At 50.9% G+C, this 3,547-nt stretch carries 3 protein-coding genes and 1 pseudogene; all 4 read left to right on the top strand.

The window, feature by feature from the left end; genetic code table 11:
- Positions 1–783, top strand: a 783-nt coding sequence (mvk, locus tag AOQ29_RS05520) for a mevalonate kinase (RefSeq protein ID WP_061993512.1), incomplete at its 5' end; no start/stop codon positions are given.
- A 186-nt stretch (positions 784–969) separates the two neighbouring features.
- The gene (mvaD, locus tag AOQ29_RS05515; RefSeq protein ID WP_061993511.1) at positions 970–1,974 is read left to right on the top strand and encodes a diphosphomevalonate decarboxylase; all 1,005 of its coding nucleotides are present in this window, start codon (positions 970–972) and stop codon (positions 1,972–1,974) included.
- 102 nt (positions 1,975–2,076) lie between these two features.
- A complete protein-coding gene (locus tag AOQ29_RS05510; RefSeq protein WP_061993510.1) occupies positions 2,077–3,144 on the top strand; it encodes a phosphomevalonate kinase in 1,068 nt (355 codons plus the stop codon).
- A gap of 22 nt (positions 3,145–3,166) precedes the next feature.
- Positions 3,167–3,547, top strand: a pseudogene (locus AOQ29_RS08110) (type 2 isopentenyl-diphosphate Delta-isomerase); the annotation flags it as partial.

Here is a 3,547-nt window from a genome sequence, read left to right as displayed (position 1 = left end):
GACCAAGCCTTTGATTTGTCCGAATTAGGGGCAGACCTAGAGGGGCTACGCCAATTATTAATCGCTCTTTTGACCGATTTAACTGATAAGAATAAACCCTTTCTCCTGGAAGTTCAATCAACTATTCCTCAAGAACGAGGATTCGGTGCTTCGGCGGCCTTAGCCACAGCCATTACCCGGGCTTTCTTTGACTGGGTCGACCAGGCTTTGACCCGCGACCAACTCGACCATTATACGGCCTTGGCCGAAGGAATTTCCCACGGGTCACCTTCTGGCATTGATGCTGCCACCGTGTCTTCCGACCAACCAATATGGTTTGAACACAAGCAAATCCAGGGCTTTACGGCTAATTTGAAGGCGACCCTAGTTCTCGCCGATACCGGTGTCCGTGGCCAAACGGTCCGAGCCGTTAACATCGTCAAAGACCAGCTCCAAAAAAATTATGAACCCACCTGGCAGGCCATTACCCACCTGGGCCAACTAGCCTTTACCGTCAAGGAATCTTTGGCTAATAATGATGCTCAGACCCTTGGTTCCCTCTTTACCCAGGCCCATGCCGATTTACAAACCCTTCAGGTTTCACACCCCAAGCTCGACACCCTGGTCCAAGCGGCCTTGAATGCCGGAGCCTTAGGAGCCAAATTAACGGGATCAGGAATTGGCGGTGCTATGCTGGCCCTGGCCGCAAACAGCGACCAAGCCAAAATCATAGCTGACAGTCTCAAGGCTGCCGGTGCCCGTGAAACCTGGATTGAACCCCTTAACGGAGTTCAACCCAGCTAAAGAATTATTAATTTTCATGATTTGAAATTAACGATTAGCGACTAGTCAGATTCAAATAACTTTGATTACTAGTCTTAGCAATCTATTTTGACCGCTAACTCTTACTTGCCCGTGCACCAAGTGGGCACTTTTTAATTCAGGCACAATACACCGACTTAATCTTTAACCTCCAGAAAAGGAACCCTCATGAACGAAAAGACTAGTACCGCCAGAGCCCATACCAACATTGCCTTGATGAAGTATTGGGGTAAAAAAGATGCCGCTCTCAACTTACCAACGACTTCTTCCCTTTCATTAACCTTGAAGGAATTTTATACCGACACGATGGTAACGGAAGGTCGCGAAGACACCCTCTTAATCAACAACTTGATGCAAGACCCCACCCGGGTCCATAAGTTTTTGGACTTTTTGCGGGCCGAAAAGGGTGACTTCCCACCATTGACTGTTGTTTCGAAAAATGTTGTGCCAACCTCTGCTGGTTTGGCCTCTTCAGCTTCTTCATTTGCGGCCTTGACTGCCGCCGTGGCTCATTACAACGATTGGGACTTGTCATTAGAAGAACTATCACGCCTGGCCCGTCGTGGGTCTGGTTCAGCAACCCGGTCATTCTTCCCCGGCTTTGCTGTCTGGCATGAGGGGCATGATGACCAAAGTTCATTTGCCGAGAGCCTGCCCGAATCAACGATGCCGATTGCCCTGGTTGTCTGCGAAGTCGCTAAGACGACCAAGAAGGTTTCTTCATCCGATGGGATGCAAAGAGCAATGACATCACCCGACTACGAAGCCTGGGTTGCTAAGTCTCACGAACAATTTGATGTCATGCAAGCCGCTCTGGCCGCTAACGACTTGGAAACAGTTGGTGCCATCGCCGAAGAAAACGCCTTGGCTATGCACGCCCTGAACATGTCAGCGACCGACCGTCGCTTTACCTATTTCAGCCAAATGACCATCGATATCATCGCCTTCGTTAAAGAACTACGGAAACAAGGTTTCTTAGCCTACGCCACGATTGATGCCGGACCAAACGTTAAAATCATTACTCGCCAAGACCAGGCCGAAGAGATTAAGGAAAAGGCCTTAGCCTCCTTCCGCAAGCTTAAGGTTGAAATCGCTACACCAGGTCCTGGCCTTTCTTACATTGAAGAAAACGATTTCGCCGATGAAGCCTTAAAAATTAACAACGAAATCTAAGTGATGATTTTTGGGCTACTAGCCAAAGGCTATATTGCAGCGGTCCCCTCTTAACACCTAGTTCGAGTCACTTACCCAGCATGTACTCAAAAGGAGTTTTCCATGGTCAATTCAACGCACTTAACCATTCCTGGTAAGCTCTTTTTAGCGGGCGAATATGCTGTAACCAAACCAGGTCAACCAGCCTTGGTGGTTGCTGTGGACCAAGGAATGGCCATTTCTCTGGATGCCAATCCACACGGAATGCCTGGGACCATAACCGTCCAATCCAACACCTTGCCAACTGATTTAGACTTAGCCTGGGCCAACCTTAATTCATTGACCAACGTTTCCTCATCTGCTTTAACCGGCAAGTGGTCCTTTGTCCAAGCAGCCTTAGTTCTCTTCTTTCAAGAACACGGTCAGACCTTAGACCTAACCCACCAACCGTCCCTAAAAATTCAAATTGAATCGCAGATGGAAGTGGCTGACCAAAAACTCGGCCTTGGCTCTTCGGCAGCAGTGACGGTCGCCACCATTCGTGGCCTGGCCACTTACTTTGATCTGCCGGATGACCGACTCGCTCAGTTTAAGGAGGCCGCTTGGGCCCACTACTTCGTCCAGGGGTCGGGGTCACTGGGGGATGTGGCTTCTGCCACCTTTACCGGCCTCATCACCTATCAAGCACCGGCCTGGTTAGCTACTATTTCAGCTGAAACAGCCGCCCTGGCTGACTTTGCTAACCTTGACTGGTCAGACCTAGCCATCACGCCCTTAGCTTGGCCCAAAGACTGGCAATTGGCCCTAATCGCCACCTACCAACCAGCTTCAACCCAGAAGGCCCTGGCCAAGGGCTTTTGGCGGGCGGACTTTGCTGACCAATCCCGGCACTGGGTCACGGCCGCACAAACTGCCTTCGAGGACCAGAACTATTCGGCCCTCCAGCACGCCCTTCAAGGCAACCAGGACCTCTTAGTCCAGACTTTGCCGACCGGTTATCTAACACCTGCTTTAACGGCCTTGACAAGAGTCCTACGCGACCTTAATTTGGCCGGTAAGGTTTCGGGTGCTGGTTATGGTGATAATGGTTTTGCCATCCTCGCCACCAAGGCCGACCAAGACGAGTTGAGCAAAGCCTTGGCGTCTCAGCCCGACCTCCATCTAATTCTACCGACTATCATCACTAGCTAACCCCTAAGCGGAATATCAGCCTATGACCAACCAACAACATTCAAACCGTAAAAATGAACACCTCTCCCTCGCCACCAAGTTCTGGCGTGACCAGGCCAACTTCCAAGTTGGGCCTGGTTTTGATGCTGTTCGCTGGGTCCCAGGTCCCTTAAAGGACCTGGCCGTCGACCAAATTAACCATCAGGTCCAAGTTTTGGGCCGCGACTTCGCTTGGCCTTTTTACATCGAAGCCATGACTGGTGGATCGGTTGCCGGCGGGAAGGTCAACGCCGACCTGGCCAAGGTAGCCGCCCAAACTAACCTAGCGATGGCCGTTGGTTCTCAATCCGTCGCCCTCAAGGACCCTTCTTTGGCCGCCACCTACCAAGTTGTTCGTGAAAACCATCCCGATGGGTTCTTGATT

Origin of the sequence: Fructobacillus ficulneus, assembly GCF_001047075.2 — a bacterium.
Lineage (GTDB): Bacteria > Bacillota > Bacilli > Lactobacillales > Lactobacillaceae > Fructobacillus > Fructobacillus ficulneus.
Note: the sequence above shows the minus strand (reverse complement) of the source record. Positions and strands in the feature narration are given on the sequence as shown.